Raw genomic sequence first — 21,823 nt, 5'->3', positions numbered from 1 at the left:
CGTGCCGGGGTAAAATATTTTTGCCACTGCCCTAAAACGGCCTATTCATCTCTACTTCCGAACATCGCAATTGGCTCAGTTAAAATATCTGGCGTGCGATTCTGGTTAACTGGGAAAGGTTGCGGCATTCGAAAACGTGCCGGCAGTAGGGTGTGTAAAGATGCATAATGCTGTCTTCCTGGTTCCAGCTTTCCTGGGGGGTCGGGTTTAACCAGATCACCTGCCGAACCCGGCGGCAAATCTCCCGGAAATACTCTTCCCCGGATGGCTTATAATTGTTCCGGGCGTCTCCCAGGATGATCAGGGTGACCTTCCTGTGAAGTACATGCAGGTGTTCGTGAAAAAACTGGTGCCAAACCGCGCCGTAGTCGGAAAAACCTGTCCGCCAGATGCCGGTTTGCCGCTGGATGTTCCGCACTGTCCTCTCAAGGTCCAGTTCCCTTAATTGGACGGTGACCTCGGCTATGGCGTCAACAAAAGCATATGAACGCACCATGCGGAATTTATTTTGCATAGTGTGGACCAGGAGCATCATGAACTGGCTGTAAGGAGCCACCGAACCGGAAAGATCGCAGAGCACAACTAAATCCGGTCGTGTTGCCTGGCGGCCCTGGTGACAGAGGATTATGGGCACTCCCCCGATGGTGGCTGCCAGGCGTACGGTACGGCTTATGTCTACCGCCCCGCGGGTCGCCGGAATGCGCCGGTAACCCGCGCGGGTGGCCAGGCGGCGCCCCAGGCGGGCTACTTGCCTCTTCACTTGTATCACCTGTTCCGGGTCCAGCTCGGCAAAGCAACGTTGGGATAGATTGGCCTCCCGTGCGATGGCTGGAAGCTCCTTTTCCGGTTGTCTTTTACAGCGCAGTTGTTCGAGTTCCCGGTTGAGCAGGCGTTCCAGCCGCAGGAGATTTTTCTGCTGGCGGAGCTTTTCCGCCCCCCCAAGGGGGGACCGTTCCAGCCAATCCTTTACCTGTGCCCAGTCGAGGTGTGTTTTCAACTGCTTTAGCATTTGCCGGGGATCTTCTCCAGGGGTGTCTTCAGCAGGTGGGACCAGGGTAAATACGGCTTCCCGGGCCAGGGCCTTTAAATCTTCTTCGCTGTCTTTTGCAATGATCATGGCCAGTCGCTGTCCCGCTGCCGCAAGGGGAACCGTACTACCATGTTGAAAATGCCTTTCTCTTCTTCCCTGTTCCGGGCCGTTTCCCTTGCCGCCCCCCTGCCCTGCCGGTTCTCCGCCCCCTGCCGGTAAATCATCTTCACTCTTCAGGGCCTGCCGCAGCCACTCTTTCATCTGTGCCAGTCTGGCGTTAAACTCTTCCCGGGACAGTCGGGGAGGATGAATGGGAATGGCGGTTTTATTGGTTGGCTGTTCCTGCTTTCTAGTCTTTTGTTTGAGTGTTGTCCAGTATAAGTCAAAGAGTTTTTCCAGGATCCTCTCCTGTCCGGTTTCCTTAATTAGGGTGGCCTGCATGGCCAGGAGGAGGTTTTTCCGGGTGGGTTCCAGGAGGGATAGGGCCTGCAAAAGATCCAGCATTTCCCCCGTGGAGACGGGGATGCCGGCCTGCCTTAGTAATTGTATGAAGCCGATCAAATGCCCAACCATGGGTTTCTGGCTAAACCCCTTATTACCTAGATATTTTCCAGTACCCGGTTAGTGAAACATTCCATGGCCCTGTACAACTGGACTACCCGATCCACTGCCCCTTCCTCTGCCAGGTTAACTGAAGCGGCGAGGCTCATTTGCCTTTCTTTGATGTTATAACTGGCCAGGAAGGTTCCCGGGCGGGTAAAAAGATGAAACCGGTGATCTTTGGTAAATCCCAGGTTTTTAATTAAGGTATGAGGTTCCAGGCTGATTTTATCTATAGTCCGATGCAGGGTTAAATCGGTAAAACCAAGCGTTGCGGTCAACTGTTTGTAGAGTTCTTCGGTCAGTACCTCCGGTTTTTCCAGGTAAAGCTCCGCTTCTATTTTTTGGGCGGTCTGGCGGAAAGTTATGTGCCCGGCAGGATCAAAAAAGGCCCGCAGGGCATCCTGTTGCTCCAAATAAAGGGTTTGGCCCTGAAAGTGATTTAAAAATTCCGCACAGCACTCCGGCGTTACAACTTTTCGGGTTGATATGGTTAGCACCCCTACCAGGGGTTCTTCCCTGGGTGCGGTTACTTCCGGGGTAAATACCCGCAGCACTTCCGCAAGGGAAATTTTATTTAAGAGCTGCCGGCAATGGTGCTCCGCGTCCCGGAAGTGGGTGGTAAATTTAATCTTAGCCGTGGCTATCCCTCCCTGGACCATCAGGGAAACCGGGCAACTGACCGCCACGTCCCGCGATTGCCACTGCACCTGGAATTGCCCGGCCAGCTCTTCCGCTTCCAGGTCGAGATGTTCCAGCAGGGTCAACCTTTCCATAATTTCCGGTAACGGGCGGGCTATGGCGGTAACCAGAATTTTTTGATCGGTTACCGGCTCGTAGTAAGAGGAAGAGTAGGCATGGGGTACAATGGAAAAAAGCCGTGGGACGATTTTCTCTCCCCATTCCCATTGCCGGGTGGTAATATAAATATAGCTTTGCCCCACGGTCATTTGTAGACCGTCCACAAGGATTTCATTCCCCCGGGTGCACAGGCCCGGTTGTTCCGCCAGAAAAGTCAGCAAGGCGGGCTTTTTGTCCATGTTGCGGGTGAGAATCTCAATACGCACGTTTTGCCACCCGTTATGTAAAGATTTTTAGACTACGTCTTTTTACTTTCATTTTGTCGGTTCGACTGTGGTTTCGTCAAGGTGCATTTTGCCTGAGTTATCCCCACTTTCCAACTACCCTGTTTTGGCTCCCGCTCGCTCCGGTGAGCCTCGCGGGCCAAACTATTGCTCGGCTCAAAGCTCCGGCAGGCTTCCCGGCAAATTCGGCATCCTGCCTCACCTCAGTTGCCGGCCTCGGGCATCCATGCCCTCGGGCCTGCCTTCGCTTTTCGCCTCGCCGATATACCAGTTCATTTTCCACCACCGGCTGAAAAAGGCCGTAGTGCACGGCCTTTCACGGTGTTTTACAGGCGTTGGGCGGACTTGAAGCCCAAATTAAATGTGAGTATTTCCAGTTTCACGGACAGGTCCACATTGCGGATCTCTATCCCTTCCGGCAGGTTCAAGGCCACCGGGGCAAAGTTTAAAATGGCCTCCAGACCGTTTTTAACCATAAAGTCGGCCACATCCTGGGCCGCCCGGGGAGGTACGGCGATGATGCCGATACGGGCTTTGTGTTCCTGAATTATCTCGGGCATTTTTTCCATGGGCAATACTTCAAGTTCGGCGATTTTCTTGCCTATTTTGGTCAGGTCGTTATCAAAGACGCCCACAATTTTAAAACCCCGGCTGTTAAATCCCTTATATGTGCATAATGCATATCCTAGGTTACCGGCACCTACCAGAATCAATGGCCATTCCTGGTCCAGCCCCAGAATCTTTTTGGTGTAGCGCATGAGATCTTTGACATTATAGCCAACTCCCCGGGTGCCAAATTCACCAAAGTAGGCTAAATCCTTGCGTACCTGGGCCGGACTTACTCCTACCCCTTCAGCGATTTCCCCGGAGGAGACAGTAGTTACTCCGTTGCGGTCGAGCCGTTCAAGATACCGGGAATATATCGATAGCCTGGTTACTGTGGCTTCGGGGACGCGCAGGGTCTTCATCAAATCGCCTCCTTATCTTCTATGTTATTCTATGCAAATAAGGGGCCTTACCCCGGCCCCGGTAGAAGACCGGTTTTTAAGTTATAAAATTCACATGCTAGGTATTTTATATCATTTGTACCCCTGTCTGTCAAATGACTTTTTCCCGAAGAGCAAAGAAAAGCCCCGAAAAGAAGTTTCTCCTCGGGGAATGGTTGCGAACATCAATTCGCCCTTTTCCTCCAACCCTGTGACCTTATTTTTATATTTTGCTGGCAGCGGCAAAGGCCTTCCGGGCTGCTTCCACCGTCCGCTGGATTTGATCGTCGGTATGGGCCAGGCTGACAAAGGCTGCCTCGAATTGGGACGGGGCCAGGTAAATCCCCTGTTCCAGCATAGACTGGAAGAAGGCAGCAAAGCGGCGGGTATCGGCCGTGCAGGCAGTGGCATAATCCACTACCGGTGTTTCGGTAAAGAAAGTGCAGAGCATGGAACCAACCCGGTTAAAGGAGAGCACAAGGCCTGCTTCCCCGGCGGCTTCGGCCAGTCCCCGGGCGAGAAGGGCGGACTTGCGCTCCAGTTCTTCGTAAGTGCCGGGCCGTTTTAGTACCTTTAAGGTGGCCAGGCCCGCGGTTACGGCCAGGGGGTTGCCCGAAAGGGTGCCTGCCTGGTAAACCGGGCCTTCCGGCGCCACCTGTTCCATGATGTGCCGCTTTCCACCGTAGGCGCCCACGGGCAGGCCGCCGCCGATGATTTTGCCCAGGCAGGTCAGGTCGGGATCGATATTGTACAGGGCCTGGGCGCCGCCGTAAGAAAGCCTGAAGCCGGTGATCACTTCATCAAAGATCAATAATGCTCCGTAACGGCGGGTGATTTCCCTGAGGCCCTCCAGAAAGCCTTCCCTGGGCGGTACTACGCCCATGTTGCCCGCTACCGGTTCCACAATCACGGCGGCAATATCCTCGCCTTCCCGGGCGAAGATTGCTTCTAAAGTATCCAGGTCGTTATATGGGGCCGCAATGGTGTCCGCCGCCGTGCTGGCCGGCACACCGGGGCTGCTGGGCACCCCCAGGGTAAGGGCCCCGGAACCGGCTTTAATCAACAAAAAGTCGGCGTGGCCATGGTAACAGCCCTCAAACTTAACAATTTTATTGCGCCCCGTGTACGCTCGGGCCAGCCGCAGGGCGCTCATGGTTGCTTCGGTGCCCGAGTTTACCAGGCGCACCATTTCCACGGCCGGTAGCGCTTCTACAATGGCCCTGGCCAGCTCAATTTCCAGTTCGGTGGGAGCACCAAAACTGGTGCCGATTTCCAGGCATTCCTGCAGGGCCGCCGTTACTTCCGGGTGCCGGTGACCCAGGATGAGCGGTCCCCAGGAGCCCACGTAGTCTATGTATTCATTGCCGTCCACATCATAAATCAGCGCTCCCTTTCCCCGGGCAATGAAAAGGGGTTGTCCCCCCACGGCTTTAAAGGCCCTTACGGGGCTGTTTACGCCGCCGGGCATGTAACGGCGGGCCTGGGCGAACAGTTCCTTAGACCTTTCGTAAGACAAGATACCACCCTCATTTCTCCACAAAGTATTTCATACTGCTCTTTTTTAATTCGGCTATACTAAATAACAGACGGTAGTTGGCAACCCCGCTGGTCCGGGAGAGCCGGGCGGCAATCTCCCGGCAATCCTGGGGCGTCTGTCCGTGGACCACGGTAAACAAGTTGTACGGCCAGTCGGGTAGTCGGGCGGGACGCTGGTAACAGTGGGAAACCTCATCAAAGGAGGCCATCAGCCGGCCCACTTCTTCCATGCGTTCCTCCGGGACTTGCCAGACCACCATGGCGTTGGAAACGTAACCCAGGTCCTGATGGCGCACGGCCGCCCCAAAACGCCGGATCACCCCCCGGTCGACAAAATCCCGCACCTTGGCCAAAAGCTCTTCCTCACCAATACCCAGTTTTTCCGCCAGGGCCAAAAAGGGACGGCTGACCAGGGGAAGACCTTCCTGCAGGGCGCGGATAATTTCTTTGTCCAGCTGGCTAAGCATTTTCATCCTCCCCCAGGTCAAAGTTCACCCTGATTTTAAAAATTCTTAAGGCCGGGAGGTGGAGCATATCTGCTATGCCGGTGCGTCTTTTGATTTCCTCCAAGGTATTTTCCAGCTTGGCCTGGGATTCCACCAGCAGCGTAAACCACATGTTGTACGGGTGATCCCGCAAATAATTATGGGTTACCCCTGGAAAGCTGTTGATCACGGCCGCCACTTCCTTAATTCTCTCCGCCGGTACTTTCATAGCACATAAGGTACCGCTGTAACCTACCCGGCGGGAGTCAAAGATAGCCCCCAGCCGCCGGATTACCCCCTTTTCAATGAGACGTTTTAGCCGGGCCAGGATGTCCTCTTCGGTGGTGCCCAGGGTTTCGGCGAGTTTTTTGTAGGGTTCCGGTTCGATGGGTAGATGGCTTTGGATTATATTCAACAGTTGTTTATCCAGACTATCCAGAGTCATGAACTATTCCCCCGTTGGTTTTTTGCCTTTCCGGTACAGGCACCAGGGGTCCTCGGCCATATAATCCCCGTGGTAGAAGTAGGCTCGGGCCCGGCAACCACCGCAAATATTCCGGTAGTTACAGCTGCCGCAACCGCCGCCGTACCCGCCGGTGCGCAGCCGTTTGAATACCGGGTTATTCTGCCAGATAAGGCTAAAGGGTGTTTCCCGCACATTGCCCACGGGCATGTTTAAATAGGCACATGGCTGGACGTCCCCCTTCGGGCTGATGATGCAGTAACCCGTGCCGGCCAGGCACCCCTTTTGAAAGCGCAGTTTTAAGCCCATTTGGGCGGCAATGCGCATAAACTGGGGGGCACAGGTGGGCTTTACTTCAATGGGCACTTCCCTTTGTTTTTTCATTAACCGGTGAAGTAAGCGCTCGTATTGTTCGGCCCTGAGGGATTCCTCTTCCATATTTACGGCCCTTCCGGTGGGTACCAGGAAAAACACGTGGTGGGCTACAGCTCCCATACGCACGGCCAGGTCGGTTAACGCCTCTACCTGTTCGTAGTTCCATTCCACTACCGTGGTATGAATTTGAAAGGGCAAGCCGGCTTTCCGGCAGGCTTCCATGCCCTCCACGGCGGCCTGCCAGGCTCCCGGGACACCGCGGAAACGGTCGTGCTGTTCCGGTTCGGTGCTGTCCAGGCTAATCCCCATGGCCAGCGCCCCGGCCTGCTTTAATTTTTCGGCTACACTGCCGGTAATTAAAGTGCCATTGGTACCAAAAACCGGGCGCAGGCCTTTCCGGGCCGCATACCCCACCAGCTCATATATATCGGGCCGTAGAAGGGGTTCACCTCCGCTGAAGATCATAATTTTAAAACGGGCCCGGGCAATTTCATCAATTAGACTGGCAGCTTCGGAAGTACTTAATTCTTCCTCCATCCTGGCACCGGCGTCCCGGTAGCAGTGCCGGCAGGTCAAATTACAGGCGTTGGTAGTATTCCAGGAAACCAGCACGGCTTAACATCCTCTCTAAGAACTAACCTTCCCGTAACCAGCGGGCCACGTCCTTGGCGTGGTAAGTGATGATAATGTCGGCCCCGGCCCGTTTCATTCCGGTGAGGGTTTCCAGGACAACCCGGCGTTCGTCAATCCAGCCCCGCAGGGCCGCGGCCTTAACCATGGCATATTCCCCGCTGACGTTATAAACTGCTACGGGGTAGTTAAAAGCATCCCGCGCCTGCCGGACAATATCCAGGTAGGCCAGAGCAGGTTTGACCATGATAATGTCGGCCCCTTCTTCAATATCCAGGGCTATCTCCCGCAGAGCCTCCCGGGCATTGGGGGGGTCCATCTGGTAGGAGCGGCGGTCTCCGAACTGGGGTGCCGAGCCCACCGCTTCCCGGAAGGGGCCATAATAGGCTGACGCATACTTGGCCGCATAGGACATGATGGATACATCCTGGTAACCGGCTTCGTCCAGGGCACGGCGGATGGCGGCCACCCGGCCGTCCATCATGTCGGAAGGAGCTACCATGTCGGCTCCGGCCCGGGCATGGGAAAGGGCCGTACGGGCCAGGAGCTCGAGGGTCGGGTCGTTGAGAATGCGTCCCTGTTCTACCACTCCACAGTGACCGTGGCTGGTGTATTCACAGAGACAGACGTCGGTAATGACCACCAGTTCGGGGAACTCCTTCTTAATTGCCCGCACGGCCTGCTGCACAATCCCCTCATCGTCATAAGCTTCCCGTGCTGTTTCATCTTTTTCCCGGGGAATGCCGAAAAGGAGAATGCCGGGTATGCCCAGATCGACCACCCGGGCTGCTTCTTCCAGGAGCATATCCGGGGAAAGATTATACACCCCGGGCATGGCTTCTACGGGGCTTTGAACCCCCCGGCCGTGGGTGACAAAAAGCGGGTAGATAAGGTCGTCTACCGTCAGGCAGGTTTCCCGCACCAGGCGGCGGATGTTTTCCTTCACCCGCAAACGGCGGGGACGGGTTATGGGAAAGGCCACCGGACGCACCTCCTTGTTCTAAGCAATACCGATTTCTTCATCCGTCAAGTAGCAGGCGGGATCGGGTGCCCAGAAATCGTTAAATACCGCTTCTGCCCGGGTACGGAAATTGCCGTTACATATTTCCAGCCAGCGGCAGCGGGCACAGCGTCCCTTTAAAAGAGGACGGCGGTTTTTCAACCCGGCCAGAATGGGCTGGGAGAGATCCGTCCAGATTTCACCGAAGCTTTTCTCCCGCACATTGCCGAAGGTGTGCTGGGGAGTAAACTGGTCCGGATGGACGTTGCCTTCCCAGTCCACGGCGGCAATGGCTATGCCGGAACGGTTGCCCCCGTTGTGCAAAAGCAGCTGGTAAACCCGCTCTGCCCTTTGGAGGTCCCTTTCCCGCAATTTCAAGTATACATAAATCCCATCGGCATGATTATCCACGGTTAAAATCTCTTTGGACAGGCCCCGGCGGTGGAAATCAAGCGTCCGTTCCATGATCAGGTCCAGGGCGGCCCGGGACTCCTGGTGGGTAATATCGTCTTTTAACATTTCCTTTCCCCGGCCACTGTAAACCAGATGGTAAAAACATACCCGGGGGATGTTTTCCCGCTCAATGAGGTCAAAGATGGCTTCCATCTGGTGAAAGTTATGCCGGTTGATGGTAAAGCGCAGCCCCACCCGCTGCCCCACCGCCAGGCAATTGCGGATGCCCTCCAGGGCGGCTTGAAAAGCTCCCGGCCGGCCCCGGAAGTGGTCGTTGTTTTTCCCGGTGCCATCCAGGCTGATGCCTACGTAGCCCACGCCTATTTCTTTTAAACGGCGGGCTACGGCGGGGGTAATCAGGGTGCCGTTGGTGGAAACGGTGGTGCGGATGCCCCGGCTGGTGGCGTAAGCCGCCAGTTCAAAAAAATCCTGGCGCATTAAGGGTTCGCCGCCGGAAAATAAGAGTACCGGTACCTTGAAGGCAGCCAGGTCATCAATAAATTTTTTGGCTTCGGCCGTAGTTAATTCACCGGGGTGCTTCTGGTTGTCTGCATTGGCATAACAATGAATGCAGCGCAGGTTGCAGGTACGGGTCATGTTCCATACCACCACCGGTCCCTGGCCCGCGGTTGTTCCGTGGATCTGGTTGCGGGAGGAAGGGGTGTAACGCAGCTGATCACCAAAATTGGCGGTATCCAGGAGCAATTTACTGATACTGATCATCTTGATTCCCCCCTTGGGCTGCCTCAATAACGACCTCCAGCAGGCCTTCAATGGTATAGCGGCGCGCCTGTACGTGCACGGGCAGGCCCAATTCCCGGGCGGTCTGGGCCGTTACCGGGCCGATACAGGCCACCGTTACTCCCTGCAGCAACCGGGGCAGCTTGTGTTCTTTCAGCAGTTCAACGAAATTGCGCACGGTAGACGAGCTGGTAAAGGTAATGATGTGAATCTTTCCTTCAGCCAGCATTTGCCTGACCAGTTGGGTATCCTCCCCGGTTGGGATGGTGCGGTAGGCCACCACCTCGTCAACCACTGCTCCCAGGCCGGATAGCAGTTCGGTCAACACTTTCCGCGCAATGTCCGCCCGGGGTAAAAGGATGCGGTCGCCGGGTTTGATCTGGCCTTTTAAACCGGCAATGATTTGTTCTGCCCGGTATTCATCGGGTACGTAAGTAACTTTCAAAGCATACCTTTCCAGGGCTTCTTTAGTTTTGGGTCCAATGGCGCAAAGATTAGCCCCTTTTAGATCCCGCACATCTTTCCCCTGTTGCAGCAGACGGGCAAAGAAGAAGCGCACACCATTGACGCTGGTAAAGATAATCCAGCGGTAGGAATCCAGCCGGGCAATGGCTGCATCTATGGGTTCGTAGCTTTCCGGTTCTACGATTTGGATGGTGGGAAACTCCACCGCTTCTCCTCCCAGCGCCTCAATGGCCCGGGATAACTGGCTGGCCTGTTCCCGGCTCCGGGTGACCAGGACCCGTTTCCCGAAAAGGGGCTTCTTTTCGTACCAGGACAGCTTTTCCCGCAGGGTTACCACTTCGCCCACAATGATTACGGCCGGGTTGGTAACGCCTGCTTCCATGGTCCGGGAAACAATATTTGCTAAAGTACCCACGACGGTTTTTTGCTCCGGACGGGTTCCCCAGCAGATTACCGCCACCGGTGTTTGGGGGTCACGACCGTGCCTGGTGAGCTGTTTGACAATGGATTCCAGGTTGGTCATGCCCATTAAAAAAACCAAAGTGTCCGCCCCGGTGGCCAGCTTTTCCCAGTTAATGCGGGAACTTTCCTTAGAGGGATCCTCGTTGCCTGTGATCACTGCCAGGGTAGAGGTGCAATCCCGGTGGGTAACCGGGATGCCCGCATAGGCCGGCACGGCAACAGCCGAGGTGATTCCTGGCACCACTTCAAAGGGGACGCCTGCCTCCGCCAGAACCTCGGCCTCTTCCCCGCCCCGGCCAAAAACAAAGGGGTCCCCCCCTTTCAGGCGCACAACCACCTGCCCCTTTAGGGCCCTTTCTACCAGGAGCTGGTTGATTTCTTCCTGGGTCATGGAATGCCCGGCGGGGCTTTTGCCCACATAAATCAGCTCTGCCCCGGGAGCAGCATGGGATAATAGCTTGGAACTGGCCAGGCGGTCGTAAACAATAACGTCGGCTTTTTGAATACAGGCCAGTCCCTTAACAGTAATCAGTCCCGGATCCCCGGGACCTGCTCCTACCAGATAAACAGTTCCCTTTTTCATTCAAGATCAAACTCCTGTCGCGCCTTTTTTAAGATTTCCTCCGCACCCAGTTTTATTAACCGGGCAGCCAGCTCTTCTCCCAGTTGTTCTGCCTGGTTTGGTGGTCCGGAAATTCTGTCCCGAACCAGTTGGCGGCCATCAAGACTGGCTACGGCCCCTTCCAGAAGCAGCTGGTTATGCTGTATTTGTCCCAGGGCACCAATGGGTACCTGGCAGCCGCCTTCCAGTTTCCTCATCAGCGCCCTCTCGGCGGTAATGGTTGCCCGGGAATCTGGGTCATCCAGGGGACGAATTAAATCCTGAATTTCCGGATCATCCGCGCGAATTTCAATGGCAATAGCTCCCTGGCCTACGGCGGGCAGGCAGATGTCAAAGGGGATGAATTGGGTGATGCGTGCATCATGTCCCAGACGGTGTATCCCGGCGTAAGCCAGAATTATGGCATCCAGATTTAATTCCTCCAATTTGCGTAGCCGGGTGGTCAAGTTTCCCCGGATGGTAGTAACGTTAAGGTCGGGCCGGAAATGAAGTAACTGGGCGGTGCGCCGCAAGCTGCTGGTGCCGATGCGGGCACCTGAAGGCAGTGTTTCCAGGGTAAGGCCGTAGCGGGAAATTAACACGTCCCCCGGGTACTCCCGCTGGCAAAAGGCCCCGATGATTAGACCCTCGGGCAACCGGGTAGGCAGGTCTTTCATGCTATGGACCGCCAGATCAATTTCCCGGGCCGATAGAGCCAATTCCAGTTCTTTGGTAAACAGGCCTTTATCCCCTATTTTAGCCAGGGCCACATCCAGGATGTGGTCTCCCCGGGTTTTCATACCGCGCAGGACAAATCTTTTCCGGGGGTATAGCTTTTGCAGTTTTTCCAATACCCACCGGGCCTGCCACATGGCCAGCTGGCTGTCCCGCGTACCGATGATAATTTCTTGCTTCATTAAATTTGCCTCCATAAATAAGGCCTGCTCTCTTGGTCCGGAGTCGGGCACTGCTACCACCAGCTTACCACTCATCTGCCGGTGGCCAGGTTACCCTGTACAGGCTTTTTCCCGGCCTGGGATTGTTCACCTGGTATTTCCAGTTTAAAAAGATTTTGCAATACTTTCATATACAGGTGACCCTCAGGGGTAAGAGCATAGGCTTTTAGCTGGGTCACCGGTACGTGCAACAGCTGATTAACAATGGAGTTGGCCAGGGAACTGACCACCTTGCGATCATGCTCGGAGATGTCCCCCAGCCGGTTGAGGGCCCGGCGCAATTCCTTTTGTTTGATTTCTTCTCCCCGTTGCTTTAAGGCCACAATGGTGGGCACGACAAACTGCATACTCAACCACTGCATAAACTGATCCAGTTCTTCTTCAATGATGCTTTCTGCCGCCACGGCGGCCTTTTTACGCTGGGCCAGGTTGTGGTCGACCACCTGTTGCAAATCATCGATATCATAAAGAGTTACTCCCGGCAACTGTCCCACCGCCGGGTCAATGTCCCGGGGTACCGCAATATCGATGATCATCAGCTCCCGGCCCTGCCGGCGGGCAATGGCTTCCGCCACGTCATTAAGGCGTACCACATAGTGGGAGGCTGCGGTACAGCTGATGACGATGTCCGCTTCCTCGATATACTGGTAAAGTTGATCGAATTTTACTGCCCGGCCATTAAACTGGGCGGCCAGGTCCACGGCCCGCTGATAGGAGCGGTTGGAAACAATCACTCCCGATACACCGTTGGCTACCAGGTGGCGGGCGGTCAGCTCGCTCATCTTGCCTGCACCAATAACCAGCACCGAGCGTCCGGAAAGGTCCTTAAATTGTTGTTTAGCCAGCTCCACGGCGGCATAGCTGATGGATACGGCGTTCTGATCGATACCCGTTTCCGTGCGTACCCGTTTACCTACGGTGATGGCCTGCTGGAACAGGGTGTTCAGCACCCGGTTGGTTGCCCCGAACTGGCAGGCCAACTGGTAGGCATGACGCACCTGGCCCAGAATCTGGGTTTCCCCCAGGATCATGGAATCCAGACCGGCTGCCACCCGGAACAGATGGCGGATGGTATCATAGAGGGTATGGGCGTAGGTGTAGTTTTTAATTTCCGAGATGTCCACCCCCGATTTCCTGGAGAGGAAATCCCAGATGGCATTTAACCCCTCGTCCAGTTCCCGCGTGGCGGCGTAAATTTCCGTCCGGTTACAGGTAGACAGGATGACACACCCCTCAATGGCGGGATAACTGTTTAACCGGGCCAAAGATGTTTCCAGGGAATGATCCGAGAAGGAAAGCCGTTCCCGTATTTCCACCGGTGCTGTTCTATGGTTGACTCCGACCGCGATGATAAGCATTGATTACCCGCTCCTTTGCTTGCTCGAGTTCTCCCCTGGCCAGCAACTGCAAAACCTGATCATCCAGGATGGCCGTCAGCAAGTCCCGTCTTTTACGGGGATCGGCTATATTTTCTAAAATATCGTGGCGTAATTCACCCAGCAAATTAACCAAAAGACCGTATTCCGGGCCATAACGTTTTTCGAGCTCTTCTTTAATCTTCCGGGCCAGCAGGGGGCTTTTGCCGTCGGTGGAGATGGCGATTTGCAGGGAGCCCCGCCTTACCACTGCCGGGACATAAAAATTGCCATGGGGTGGATCGTCTACCACGTTCACCAGCATATTTCTGGCCATTGCCTCGGCTGCTACCCGGCGGTTGATCTCATCCCGGTCAGTGGCGGCAATTACTAAAAAGACGCCTGCAAGGTCGGCAGTTTCGTATTCCCCCTGCCGGTAGCTGATTTCTCCCTTTTCCACCAGTCCACGTAAGGGTGGAGTAAGGGTGGGACTGACCACCTTTACTTTAGCCCCACAGGCCAGGAGGGATAACACCTTGCGCTCCGCTACGCTGCCGCCGCCCACTACCAGGCACAGGCGCTGGGATAAAATTAAAGAGACGGGATAACACTTCGGCAAAATAGCTTCAGTCCTTTATCTAGAATTTTCTGATGCTTATAAAATCTGCAATGGCTGCTAAAATTTTCTTGGCGGGGCGTTCCGGCAACTGCTTTAAAGCCCCTTTGGCCTTCAATATGTATTTCTCGGCTACTTCAATGGAATGTTTGATCCCGCCGCAATGCCGGATGAGGGCTATTGCTTCCTGGACCTGTTCCTCATCCTTCTCCCGGGATAAAATCAATGTCCTTAAACGTTCCCGCTGGGGGCTGTGCTCCAGGGCGTAAATGACCGGCAGGGTAATAATGCCCTGGCGCAAGTCGCTGCCCACCGGTTTGCCCAGTTGGCGCTGTTCAGCCACCAGGTCCAGGATGTCGTCGGTTATTTGAAAGGCCATGCCGATGTTGTGCCCGTACCGCCGTAAAGCAAGATGTACTTCCCTTGGAGCACCGCAGGCTACGGCCCCTAACTGGCAGCTGGCGGCAATGAGCAGGGCGGTTTTGCGGTTAATGCGCGAAAAATAGTCCTTCACCGTTTGCCCGGCATCAAAGGAGCTGGAAATTTGCTGGATTTCCCCTTCGCACATTTTTACGCTGGTATCGGCCAGCACCCGGGGTATCAGAGGTTCATCGTAACTGGCAATCAGGATCAGGGATTGGGCAAACAGGTAGTCTCCAATATGAGTAGAAATCCGGTTCCCCCAGCGGGCCTTAATGGTGGGTACGCCGCGGCGGGTCATGGCCGCGTCCACCACATCATCGTGAACCAGGGTGGCCATATGGATGAGTTCTAAAGCTACCGCCAGGGGCAGGACCCGTTCCAGGTGAAAATTGGCGCACTTGCCCCCTAACAAGCTAAAGGCGGGGCGCAGGCGCTTTCCCCCTGCTTTTAAAAGATGGGTAGAGGTTACGGTGAGAAAAGGATCCGGGGTTTGCAAGGTGGCTTGCAATTCCCGTTCTACGATGGCCAATTCATCTTTAATTTCCTCAAACAACTCCCGCATCTTTTCCTAAAAGCTCACCTGCCTGTAATTAAGTCAAACCCCGGCTTTTTGTATTATTCCACGGATAACTGGTAAAATCCTTCTAAAGCCAGCTACCGGACAACTCTCTAATCTAGGGTATTATATTTTTCCCTTAAAATCAATGGCAGTGGATGGAGAGGGGTTTGTTTTTTGGTTTGCCTGTTTTAAGTTATTCATGTTATAATATAAGATGGATTTCAAGGGAGTGGATGGGGCCTGGTGGCCCTCCTGGTCTTCAAAACCAGCTGTGGGGCGGCAATCCCGTCCCGGGTGAGTTCGATTCTCACACACTCCCGCCATAACTGTTTTAGGCTAGGTCCAGCTGGTTAACACCCTGCTGGATTATTTTTTTAGCCAAAATTCCCGGTTTACTTTGATGGGTTACGTTTGAGGGCAGGTTTTTCCCTTAAGAAAGCCAGGAGAAGCAAAAAGGTGGGAATGCCCATTTCAAAGAGATAGGCGTAGGGAATCCAGGGACCGTTAATCCAGGCCATCATTTCCGTTAAATTTTTAAACTGGCTCAGGGACAGGGCAATGAGAAGAATACTCAACGGAACGATAACGGTTCGATGGTCTTTAAGTCTGAGCAGCTGGACAGTGCCCATTATCGCGGCATAATGAAATAAGGCTACCTTTCCAAAGATACCCACGATCCAGATCACAATCCAGATGGCGTCAAGACGGGTTAAAAAGGTACCAAAACCGGCCAGCCTCACCAGCTCGAAGGTGGCAAAATTAAACCTTCCGGTGGAGACACCAAAGACGGCGGTACAGGCGAGGGCGTTTACAGTAAGGATCAATCCGATGACCGCTACGGCAATGATCCCGTTGCGTCGGGCCAAATCAGGCCTGGCCAGGTAGGGAAAGAACATGCCCAGGAGAAACACCTCATTCCGCCAGGCAATGGGATTGAGGCTGGCCCGGATGATGGTTTTGAAATCGTGTTGGAGCATTGGAAACAGGTTGGCCAGTTCCATGTGCCCGGACACCAGAATGAGAATTAAGCCAAAGAGGATAAGCATCATAGGGTAAGCTAATTCCATAACCCGGGCTATCACCTCCAGGCCCTGGTGCAGGCCGTAGCTGCAGACAGCAACCATTAAAGCGGCAAAAACTACCTGTGGGGTTTGGGGCATAATGGTGGCGGCAACCAGTTCACCAAATTCCCGCACGATCACTCCGTTCACGTGCAGAAAAAACAGCACGTAGAAAAAGGCGATGATTTTTCCCAGCCAGGGGCCCAGCAGTTTTTCTATGTACTGCACAATGGTCCGGTCGGGAAAACGCCGGCCCAGGGCTGTGATTACCAGGATGACGTAAAAACCGGGCAGGGTGGCCAGAACCGGGGTTACCCAGTCATCCCTTCCCACTATGGATGCAGTAAACCCGGGCAAAAAAACCAGGGCCGTAGCACCGACAACATTGATCAGCAAATATACCATTTGCAGACCTGAAATCTTCCCCGGATCGTGCATTGTGACACCTCAATAGGCTACATATCGATATTGTTAGTAACTTACATTAATTCTATGTACCATCAAGAATAATTAAAGGGACCACCTTTGACAGTGGCCCCACGTTTTTCCAGGAGGCGTTATGTTTCGGGCTGGAGGTCGTGGAAATCCGGCGGCGCCGTTTCCCTTTCCCCGAAAACCAGACAGAGCACGGCCAGCACGAGGTTGACCGCGGCCAGGAAAAGGTAAACCTTGCCGACCGGATTGTTTATCCCTAACAGGAAATGGAAGCCTATTAAAAACGCCCCGGCAGTCAGGTAAGCGCGCCCCTTTTTATAATCAAGGGCCACTTGCTTGAGGGCAGACAGAGACGGGAGGGATATGGTTTTTTCCGCCGTTATCTGGTCTGTGGACTCCTTTATTTTTTCTGCCTGGGCCACGAGGTACAACAGTTCTTTTTCCGGCACCAGGGCAATGCGGTATTGGCTGCGCAGTGAAGCCACCAGCCGTCTGGTGCTCGGGGCAAATTCCCCGGGGGTAACCAGGAGGGCGTATTGATAACCCTGCTTTTTCATCGTCCTGACCAGGTTATGCACCGCGGAAACATCCACCGGACTCTGGTCGGCCGGTATAAACTCGACGAGTACGGGTACATTACGGTAAGTTGCCTGGATAACTCCGGCCGGTACTTTTGCCGTCTTGTCCCTTTTTCTACCCTTTGGCCGCGCCTGCTCAAACTGGGGCAGGCTTTCCAGGATCGGCCATAAAAAAGAAGCCAGTTCTTCAGCAGTTCTGAACTGCTTTAATTTCTCCCGGTACTTTTCAGCTAAAGAGCGTAGTTTGCGATAGAGGGTTTCCGTCTGGAACCTTTTCTTTTGGATTTTTGCCGCCAAAAGACCGGTGGAACTTACGATGGCCAGGGAAAAGGACAGGGCGATCTTACCGGGCCAGAACGTGGTTAAAAACACGAAACTCAATATCCACAATATTAAAAGGGTACCGTAGAAATCCAGCCAGCGGGCAATCCGGTTGCGGCTGTCTTCTTTTGGTTTAACGTAGTAACGCAAAAGCTCACCCCGCCGGCGACGTTTTTGCCAGGACTGGTAGGCGAGATACAAGGCCCGGCGGGGAAATTTAAATACCTTCACTACTGACCCTCCTTTGAGTTTGTTTTATGGTTTATCATTCTTATCTGTAGGATTACCAATTTTTGTATTAATGATTCCTTAAAGAGGTGCATTTATTAATTCTTCCCACGGCAAACTATCCTTTAGGAGGTGAAAGCCGTGGCCGGCGGGGAAAAGGAGTTGGACGAAAAGTACCGGCAGCTGGACGAGGTAATTGAACGCTACGGCCATCAGGAGGGACAGCTAATCCGCATCCTGAAAGAGGCTCAGGATATTTTTGGCTACCTGCCGGAGGAAGTGCAAACCTATATTGCAGGCAAGCTGGACATGCCGGTAAGTGAGGTTAACGGGGTGGTTACGTTTTACGCCCTCTTTCATACAGAGCCCCGGGGAAAATACGGCATCAGTGTCTGCATGGGAACGGCCTGCTACGTTCAGGGCGCCCAGGGTATTCTCGACGAGTTCAGGCGCCAGCTGGACCTGCACGAGGGCGATACCTCCGCTGACGGTTTATTTACGGTGAAGAGCACCCGCTGTGTGGGTGCCTGCGGGTTGGCGCCAGTTCTAACGGTTGAGGATGAAGTGTACGGAAAATTTAGACGTCAGGATGTGGCTAAGCTGTTGCGGAAGTACCGGCGCAGGGAGGTGATTGCCGGTGATCAACGGGCTGAACGACCTGATCGATATCCAGAAGAAACGGCTCCCGGACATTAACGCCCGCAGGGAAAAACCGGGGGATGCCGCCGGCTGGCAGGTGCTGGTCTGTACCGGTACGGGTTGCACATCTTCGGCCAGCCATCAGGTAAGGGAGGAGCTGGCCAAACAGGTTCAGTTAAAGAAGGTCCAGGCCCGGGTAATCAAGACGGGTTGTTTTGGTTTTTGTAAAATGGGACCCCTGGTGGTTATTTACCCCGGACAAACCCTTTATTGTTTGGTAAAAAAAGAAGATGTTGCCGAAATCGTGGAAAAACATTTGCTGGAAGGTCAGGTAGTGGAACGCCTTCTTTATGAAGAACCGGCTTCCGGGGAAAGAAAGCGACGCCTTTCAGATATCCAGTTTTTCCGCGCCCAATACCGGGTAGCCCTGCGCAATTGTGGTCTGATCAACCCCGAGGATATTACGGAATATATAGCATGTGAGGGCTATTTTGCCCTGGCCGATGTCCTGCTAAATTGGACGCCGGCCCAGGTGGTGGATGCTATTAAGCAATCCGGCTTGCGGGGGCGGGGCGGTGCGGGTTTTCCCACCGGCCGTAAATGGGAGCTGGCGGCGGTCGCGGAGGGACCGGTAAAATACGTGGTTTGCAATGCGGACGAGGGGGATCCCGGGGCGTTTATGGATCGGAGTATTCTCGAGGGAGATCCCCACAGCGTGCTGGAAGCCATGGCCATTGCCGGCTATGCCATTGGGGCCCGGGAAGGTTATATTTACGTGCGGGCAGAGTATCCCATTGCCGTAGACCGGTTGGAACGGGCTATTGCCCAGGCCCGGCAGTATGGATTACTGGGGCGGCGCATATTTAATACTAATTTTGACTTTGACATCGACCTGCGCCTGGGTGCCGGTGCCTTTGTTTGCGGCGAGGAGACCGCCCTTTTGCGTTCGGCCGTTGGCGAGCGGGGTGAACCCCGCCCCCGGCCTCCCTACCCTGCCCAGTGCGGTCTGTGGGGAAAGCCCACCCTGCTGAATAACGTGGAAACCTACGCCAATGTGCCGGTGATCATTCGCGAAGGGCCCGCCTGGTTTGCCTCCCTCGGTACGGAAAACAGCCGGGGAACCAAGGTCTTTTCCCTGGCCGGCAAGGTTTTGAATACGGGTTTAATTGAGGTGCCCATGGGCACTACATTACGTACTGTGGTTTTTGATATTGGTGGAGGGATTCCCGAAGGACGGCAATTCAAGGCGGTACAAACCGGCGGCCCCTCCGGGGGATGTATTCCAGAACGTTACCTGGATACGCCCATTGACTACGAATCCTTAAAGCAGCTGGGCTCCATGATGGGTTCCGGAGGCATGATCGTCCTGGACGAAACCGATTGCATTGTAGACATTGCCAAGTTTTATCTGCAGTTTAGCCAGGATGAGTCCTGCGGCCAGTGCACTCCCTGCAGGGTGGGAACAAAGCGCATGCTGGAAATTCTGGAACGGATTACCCTGGGACAAGGACAAATGGGAGACCTGAACGAGCTGGAAGAGCTTTCCCGGGAGGTTATGGACGCTTCTTTATGTGGCCTGGGCCAGACTGCGCCCAACCCTGTTCTTTCCACCTTAAAATACTTCCGGGACGAATATGAGGCCCACATCAGGGATAAGCGCTGTCCCGCCGGAGTCTGCCGGGCATTGCTTGACTACGTAATAGATGAGGAAAAATGCGTTGCCTGCGGCTTGTGTGCCCGGGAATGTGTCGCCAAAGCCATTATAGGGGAAAAGAAAGGCCAGCCCTATTTTATTGACCGGCAGAAGTGCTTGAAATGCGGGGCCTGTTTGGCCCGCTGTCCCAAAGGTGCTATTTATACCGCTTGAGCAAGGGACGGGTGCGTTTTCAATGTACCTGTCCCTTGTATTTTTGGCAGGAAAGATTGGCTTGCTATTTCGGACAAAAAAGGGTTATAATGAGTTAGCCTAAAGAAAGGACAGAATGGCCGTGGTGAGAGCGGCCGCGATCCGGAAGAATTGGTTAAATAACTTTTTTGCAATTAACTTAACTTAATATTGGGAAGAGGGGATAAAAAATTATGGTCAATGAAAAACCGCTACTGAGCAGTGACAGCAAGTTTCACTTTTCCTGTCATCCAGGGCTTTCCTGTTTCACCCACTGTTGCCGGGATGTAAACATTTATCTCTCACCTTTTGACGTCCTGCGCATGCGCAAAAGGCTGGGACTTTCCTCGGGGGAATTTCTGGATCGTTATACCGTCTCCTTAATTGGGGAAGGAACCGGCTTACCCGTGGTACTCTTGAAAATGGATGAAGAACAGGACAGAAAGTGCCCCTTTGTAACTCCCCGGGGATGTCAGATCTATGACGATCGCCCCTGGGCGTGTCGCATGTTTCCTTTAGACAGGTGTTCCGAATGCGATCAGTTCACTATCTTAACTGACCCGTCCCGTTGCCGGGGCCTGGAAGAGCCCCAAGAGCTGTATGTTGAAGATTACCTCAGGGAGCAGGGACTGTTTGTCTATGAGGATGTAGAGGCCATCTTCAAGCTGCTTTCCAACAGCCCCCGGGTGCTGAACGAAAAGGTGGCCAACCCGCGCATTGTCCAGATGTATTATATGGCCTGCTATGATCTGGACAAGTTCAGGCAGTTTGTCTTTGAAAGCAGGTTCCTGGATGTTTTTGAAGTGGATCCGGAGGTCGTGGAACGGATCAAAACCGACGACCTGGAGCTGTTGCAGTTTGGATTTAAATGGCTGCAATTTGGTATGGTGATGGGAGATGCCCTGAAGATCAAGGAGGAGGTTCTCCAGGAAGCCAAAAAGAAACAGGCTGCCCGTGAGGGCTAAAGGATTGTACAGACAAATTAACCCCGGAAAAAGCTCCGGGGTTAATTTGTTAACGGGGTATTGACCAGTAACTGGTATAACTCTGGCCTTCTGGACTGCAGGTAAAAGCTATGGCGCATACTGGTAGCCTCATTGTTGCGGATGGTATTGATGAGCCGGGAGTCCAGGTCAACTACCAGCAATCCTTCCTTTCCCCGGAAATCTTCGGCCACCACATCGCCCTTAGGATCAATAACCAGCGCTCCGCCACAGAATTCCTGTTTTTTTTCCCCGGTCGGCCCCACCAGGTTGCAGGCAGCTACAAACACACTGTTATCGTAGGCCCGGGCAGAGAGATACTTGAGCCAGATATTCCTCCGGTCCCCTACAATAGTAGGTGAAGCGTGGGGGGCAAAAATAATTTCTGCTCCCTGCAAAGAAAGCACGGTGGTAACTTCGGGGAAATGCAAGTCCCAGCAAATTTCAATACCGAACCGGGCCTTTTCCGTTTCGAAAACCGGTAGCTGGTCGCCGGGGGTGAAATGTGGTTTCTCGCTCTTGCCCAAATGGGTTTTGCGGTATTTATCCACCCGGCCGTTGGGGTACGCTACTACCTGGGTGATGTAGGGTTTCTCACCGCCGGAGGCTTCAGCCAGCCCGGCCAGTATGACCATGTTAAAGGAGCGGGCCAGCTGGCTGATGTGGTTCGTGCTTTCCCCGGGAATGGGTTCGGCAAATTCCCGTGTCCTTTCCCGGTTATACCCCTGCACGCATAGCTCGGGGAAGAGAATCATCTCCACCTTCCTGCCGGCCGCTTCCTCCACAAAGGCAGCCATTTTTTCCCGGTTCTTTTTCACGTCGCCAATGGTTACCTGCATTTGAACCAGGGCAATGCGCAGGTCTTTCATTTT

The 21,823-nt window shown here is 54.1% G+C and carries 20 protein-coding genes and 1 tRNA gene; 4 read left to right on the top strand and 17 right to left on the bottom strand.

All coding sequences use genetic code 11. The features are described from left to right. Positions 1-79 precede the first annotated feature (79 nt). The 14 genes from D7024_RS09085 to D7024_RS09020 all read right to left on the bottom strand — a co-directional run bounded on the left by D7024_RS09085 (position 80) and on the right by D7024_RS09020 (position 14,824). Positions 80-1,603, bottom strand: a complete 1,524-nt coding sequence (locus D7024_RS09085; protein ID WP_121451508.1) for a VWA domain-containing protein — start codon at positions 1,601-1,603, stop codon at positions 80-82. Between the two features lie 26 nt (positions 1,604-1,629). Next, on the bottom strand, positions 1,630-2,697 hold the full coding sequence (locus tag D7024_RS09080) for a hypothetical protein (RefSeq protein WP_121451507.1): 1,068 nt from the start codon (positions 2,695-2,697) through the stop codon (positions 1,630-1,632). Positions 2,698-3,041: 344 nt separating this feature from the next. Beyond that, the gene (locus D7024_RS09075) at positions 3,042-3,683 is read right to left on the bottom strand and encodes a redox-sensing transcriptional repressor Rex (RefSeq protein ID WP_121451506.1); all 642 of its coding nucleotides are present in this window, start codon (positions 3,681-3,683) and stop codon (positions 3,042-3,044) included. 241 nt (positions 3,684-3,924) lie between these two features. Beyond that, positions 3,925-5,217, bottom strand: a complete 1,293-nt coding sequence (hemL, locus tag D7024_RS09070; protein WP_121451505.1) for a glutamate-1-semialdehyde 2,1-aminomutase — start codon at positions 5,215-5,217, stop codon at positions 3,925-3,927. A 10-nt stretch (positions 5,218-5,227) separates the two neighbouring features. Continuing rightward, the gene (gene ahbB / locus D7024_RS09065) at positions 5,228-5,704 is read right to left on the bottom strand and encodes a siroheme decarboxylase subunit beta (RefSeq protein ID WP_121451504.1); all 477 of its coding nucleotides are present in this window, start codon (positions 5,702-5,704) and stop codon (positions 5,228-5,230) included. Beyond that, entirely contained in the window at positions 5,697-6,167 is a 471-nt protein-coding gene (ahbA, locus tag D7024_RS09060; protein WP_121451503.1) for a siroheme decarboxylase subunit alpha, read from the bottom strand. Before ahbA ends, ahbB begins: the two co-directional genes overlap by 8 nt. 3 nt (positions 6,168-6,170) lie before the next feature. Continuing rightward, a complete protein-coding gene (nirJ2, locus tag D7024_RS09055) occupies positions 6,171-7,172 on the bottom strand; it encodes a putative heme d1 biosynthesis radical SAM protein NirJ2 (RefSeq protein ID WP_013822613.1) in 1,002 nt (333 codons plus the stop codon). Positions 7,173-7,194: 22 nt separating this feature from the next. Beyond that, positions 7,195-8,172 carry a porphobilinogen synthase gene (hemB, locus tag D7024_RS09050; protein WP_121451502.1) on the bottom strand — a complete coding sequence of 326 codons (978 nt, stop codon included), beginning with the start codon at positions 8,170-8,172 and terminating at the stop codon, positions 7,195-7,197. An 18-nt stretch (positions 8,173-8,190) separates the two neighbouring features. Beyond that, positions 8,191-9,366: a putative heme d1 biosynthesis radical SAM protein NirJ1 gene (gene nirJ1 / locus D7024_RS09045; protein ID WP_121451501.1), complete on the bottom strand. Its 1,176-nt coding sequence runs from the start codon at positions 9,364-9,366 to the stop codon at positions 8,191-8,193. Next, complete coding sequence (gene cobA, locus D7024_RS09040; RefSeq protein WP_121451500.1) at positions 9,350-10,894, bottom strand: uroporphyrinogen-III C-methyltransferase; 1,545 nt, start codon at positions 10,892-10,894, stop codon at positions 9,350-9,352. The genes nirJ1 and cobA overlap by 17 nt, the downstream gene beginning before the upstream one ends. After that, positions 10,891-11,829, bottom strand: a complete 939-nt coding sequence (hemC, locus tag D7024_RS09035) for a hydroxymethylbilane synthase (RefSeq protein ID WP_121451499.1) — start codon at positions 11,827-11,829, stop codon at positions 10,891-10,893. The genes cobA and hemC overlap by 4 nt, the downstream gene beginning before the upstream one ends. Before the next feature lie 71 nt (positions 11,830-11,900). After that, positions 11,901-13,226, bottom strand: a complete 1,326-nt coding sequence (hemA, locus tag D7024_RS09030; protein ID WP_121451498.1) for a glutamyl-tRNA reductase — start codon at positions 13,224-13,226, stop codon at positions 11,901-11,903. After that, positions 13,195-13,842: a precorrin-2 dehydrogenase/sirohydrochlorin ferrochelatase family protein gene (locus tag D7024_RS09025; RefSeq protein WP_121451497.1), complete on the bottom strand. Its 648-nt coding sequence runs from the start codon at positions 13,840-13,842 to the stop codon at positions 13,195-13,197. The genes hemA and D7024_RS09025 overlap by 32 nt, the downstream gene beginning before the upstream one ends. A gap of 19 nt (positions 13,843-13,861) precedes the next feature. Then, positions 13,862-14,824, bottom strand: coding sequence for a polyprenyl synthetase family protein (locus tag D7024_RS09020; protein WP_121451496.1), 963 nt, complete (start codon positions 14,822-14,824; stop codon positions 13,862-13,864). A gap of 222 nt (positions 14,825-15,046) precedes the next feature. Between D7024_RS09020 and D7024_RS14795 the strand changes: the two genes are divergently transcribed. Then, positions 15,047-15,144: transfer RNA gene (locus tag D7024_RS14795), tRNA-Sec, on the top strand. A gap of 69 nt (positions 15,145-15,213) precedes the next feature. On the opposite strand, the gene D7024_RS09015 is transcribed toward D7024_RS14795, so the two are convergent. Together D7024_RS09015 and D7024_RS09010 are read right to left on the bottom strand one after the other, a co-directional pair. Then, on the bottom strand, positions 15,214-16,320 hold the full coding sequence (locus D7024_RS09015) for a GerAB/ArcD/ProY family transporter (protein ID WP_121451495.1): 1,107 nt from the start codon (positions 16,318-16,320) through the stop codon (positions 15,214-15,216). Positions 16,321-16,439: 119 nt separating this feature from the next. Next, positions 16,440-17,447: a restriction endonuclease gene (locus D7024_RS09010; RefSeq protein WP_121451494.1), complete on the bottom strand. Its 1,008-nt coding sequence runs from the start codon at positions 17,445-17,447 to the stop codon at positions 16,440-16,442. 138 nt (positions 17,448-17,585) lie between these two features. Here D7024_RS09010 and D7024_RS09005 point away from each other — a divergent pair, with 138 nt between their 5' ends. The 3 genes from D7024_RS09005 to D7024_RS08995 all read left to right on the top strand — a co-directional run bounded on the left by D7024_RS09005 (position 17,586) and on the right by D7024_RS08995 (position 20,933). Next, on the top strand, positions 17,586-18,140 hold the full coding sequence (locus tag D7024_RS09005) for an NADH-quinone oxidoreductase subunit NuoE family protein (protein ID WP_121451493.1): 555 nt from the start codon (positions 17,586-17,588) through the stop codon (positions 18,138-18,140). Continuing rightward, on the top strand, positions 18,082-19,950 hold the full coding sequence (locus tag D7024_RS09000) for an NADH-quinone oxidoreductase subunit NuoF (RefSeq protein WP_121451492.1): 1,869 nt from the start codon (positions 18,082-18,084) through the stop codon (positions 19,948-19,950). Before D7024_RS09005 ends, D7024_RS09000 begins: the two co-directional genes overlap by 59 nt. 212 nt (positions 19,951-20,162) lie before the next feature. After that, complete coding sequence (locus D7024_RS08995) at positions 20,163-20,933, top strand: YkgJ family cysteine cluster protein (protein WP_121451491.1); 771 nt, start codon at positions 20,163-20,165, stop codon at positions 20,931-20,933. A gap of 41 nt (positions 20,934-20,974) precedes the next feature. On the opposite strand, the gene D7024_RS08990 is transcribed toward D7024_RS08995, so the two are convergent. Further along, entirely contained in the window at positions 20,975-21,820 is an 846-nt protein-coding gene (locus D7024_RS08990) for a nitrilase family protein (protein WP_121451490.1), read from the bottom strand. Positions 21,821-21,823 lie beyond the last annotated feature (3 nt).

It is taken from the genome of Desulfofundulus salinus (assembly GCF_003627965.1).
Classification (GTDB): Bacteria; Bacillota; Desulfotomaculia; order Desulfotomaculales; family Desulfovirgulaceae; genus Desulfofundulus; species Desulfofundulus salinus.
Note: the sequence above shows the minus strand (reverse complement) of the source record. Positions and strands in the feature narration are given on the sequence as shown.

What these genes read in the sequence shown, in the direction of transcription:
- D7024_RS09020 (WP_121451496.1), bottom strand. Translation starts at nt 14,824, where the DNA reads ATGCGGGAGTTGTTTGAGGAAATTAAAGATGAATTGGCCATCGTAGAA.
- ahbB (WP_121451504.1), bottom strand. Translation starts at nt 5,704, where the DNA reads ATGCTTAGCCAGCTGGACAAAGAAATTATCCGCGCCCTGCAGGAAGGT.
- cobA (WP_121451500.1), bottom strand. Translation starts at nt 10,894, where the DNA reads ATGAAAAAGGGAACTGTTTATCTGGTAGGAGCAGGTCCCGGGGATCCG.
- D7024_RS09085 (WP_121451508.1), bottom strand. Translation starts at nt 1,603, where the DNA reads ATGGTTGGGCATTTGATCGGCTTCATACAATTACTAAGGCAGGCCGGC.
- nirJ1 (WP_121451501.1), bottom strand. Translation starts at nt 9,366, where the DNA reads ATGATCAGTATCAGTAAATTGCTCCTGGATACCGCCAATTTTGGTGAT.
- D7024_RS08995 (WP_121451491.1), top strand. Translation starts at nt 20,163, where the DNA reads ATGGTCAATGAAAAACCGCTACTGAGCAGTGACAGCAAGTTTCACTTT.
- hemA (WP_121451498.1), bottom strand. Translation starts at nt 13,226, where the DNA reads ATGCTTATCATCGCGGTCGGAGTCAACCATAGAACAGCACCGGTGGAA.
- ahbA (WP_121451503.1), bottom strand. Translation starts at nt 6,167, where the DNA reads ATGACTCTGGATAGTCTGGATAAACAACTGTTGAATATAATCCAAAGC.
- D7024_RS08990 (WP_121451490.1), bottom strand. Translation starts at nt 21,820, where the DNA reads ATGAAAGACCTGCGCATTGCCCTGGTTCAAATGCAGGTAACCATTGGC.
- D7024_RS09015 (WP_121451495.1), bottom strand. Translation starts at nt 16,320, where the DNA reads ATGCACGATCCGGGGAAGATTTCAGGTCTGCAAATGGTATATTTGCTG.
- D7024_RS09075 (WP_121451506.1), bottom strand. Translation starts at nt 3,683, where the DNA reads ATGAAGACCCTGCGCGTCCCCGAAGCCACAGTAACCAGGCTATCGATA.
- hemC (WP_121451499.1), bottom strand. Translation starts at nt 11,829, where the DNA reads ATGAAGCAAGAAATTATCATCGGTACGCGGGACAGCCAGCTGGCCATG.